Source organism: Candidatus Infernicultor aquiphilus, assembly GCF_002784285.1.
GTDB lineage: Bacteria > Atribacterota > Phoenicimicrobiia > Phoenicimicrobiales > Phoenicimicrobiaceae > Infernicultor > Infernicultor aquiphilus.
This window is the reverse complement of the sequence record NZ_PFKO01000102.1, coordinates 1-1,456: the sequence shown is the minus strand read 5'-3', so window position 1 is coordinate 1,456 and position 1,456 is coordinate 1. Positions and strand designations below refer to the sequence as shown.

Here is a 1,456-nt window from a genome sequence, read left to right as displayed (position 1 = left end):
GTCCGGAAGTGATTAGCTTGATAAATGAAATGTATGATGTATAGATCTCTCACTCCGAAATCGGACTAACGCCAATTAAGGAATATTTGAATTTTGTTTTGTTAAGATATTTCACAAAATCATCCGTAGTTTTATCAATATCTTCAATATATCTATTATTCGTCACATGCGCGCGTCCGCTTTTCCAGACATGCTCCTGAGGATTTTCTTCCGGGGAATATCTGGGAAAATGAACCGTTTCGATATTTTCATCTTTTTCAATAAATTTCTTGACTTCGCTGCCGCGGTGCCAGCCGGCACCATCCCAAAAAATTAATAGTTTTTCTTTCGGATATTTCCTTCTTAATTTTTTCAAGACATCGACAGTGATGAACATGTTTTGCCAATCTTTTTTAAAGGCATGTTCGACTCCGGTTTTGATATTGAGAAACCCGTAAACACTGCGGGCTTTTTTGTCATTGGAAACTTCAATCTTCGGATATTCATTTTTTCTGAGCCACATTTTTTGGAAAGTAGTTTGCGTGGATAAAACCATCTCGTCTTCGCAAAGCACGACAGTGTTTTCTTCCCTTAACGCTTTATCCAGTATTTTCTTGGCTTTTTCTTGAAATTCAAGCACTTCCTGTTCATTTCTTTTTTGATAAATTCTGCCTGGTTTATGGAAGGAAAAACTAGCTTTCTTAAAAATCAGATAGACCGAAGTTTTGGATTTGTATTTAACCTTGTATTTTTTCTTAATCCAATCGCCAACCATGGCGGTTGTCCAAAATTCGCTGTGATACCCGATGTCTTCGGGTTTTTTGGTTTTGATTGTTTCAATAATTTCATCCCGATCTTTTTTGTTTAGCAGTTCCTTCGGATTGTGACGAGCCGGATCTTCGATGGAGGCTATGCCTTTGTCTAAATATTTTCTTCGCAAGGCAAAGATCTGCGAACGGCTAAATCCAGTCATTTCTTTGATTATCTCAATATCCATATCCCTATTTACCATTAAAACAGCTTGGATGCGATAGGCTTCCTTTTTTGATTCGCTGGTTCGCAAATATTCTTTGAGTTCCGCTATTTGATTGTCTTTTAGTTTTTGTTGGCGTTTCACCCTGAAATTATACCACTTTTAGTCCAGTATTGGAATGTGATGTCTATATGGAAGGATTTTTTTATCTCAAAACTTATCATCAAGCACTCGTCGAAAGCGAATTGGCAAAGTTGGATTTGGCGGGGCGAATAAGCGGGGATTGACAAGACTTGTTTATAATGATACTATATCACTATAAACAATTAAAACACCCCAGTTAAATATTTCGAGGCGAAATTTAATGGGGTAAAAAAACAAAAATATGAAAAAGAAAAAAATTGAGATTGGCAGTAAAGTTATTGCGGTAAATTTGTCTGAGAAGGAGAATGACTACATCTCGCTAACTGACATAGCAAGATTTAAGAATGCTGAAACTACGGG

1 protein-coding gene is annotated in these 1,456 nt (G+C 36.7%); it reads right to left on the bottom strand.

Annotated elements, in window-relative coordinates:
- Positions 1 to 49: 49 nt before the first annotated feature.
- A complete protein-coding gene (locus COZ07_RS02880) occupies positions 50 to 1,096 on the bottom strand; it encodes an IS630 family transposase (RefSeq protein ID WP_406607085.1) in 1,047 nt (348 codons plus the stop codon).
- Positions 1,097 to 1,456: the final 360 nt, after the last annotated feature.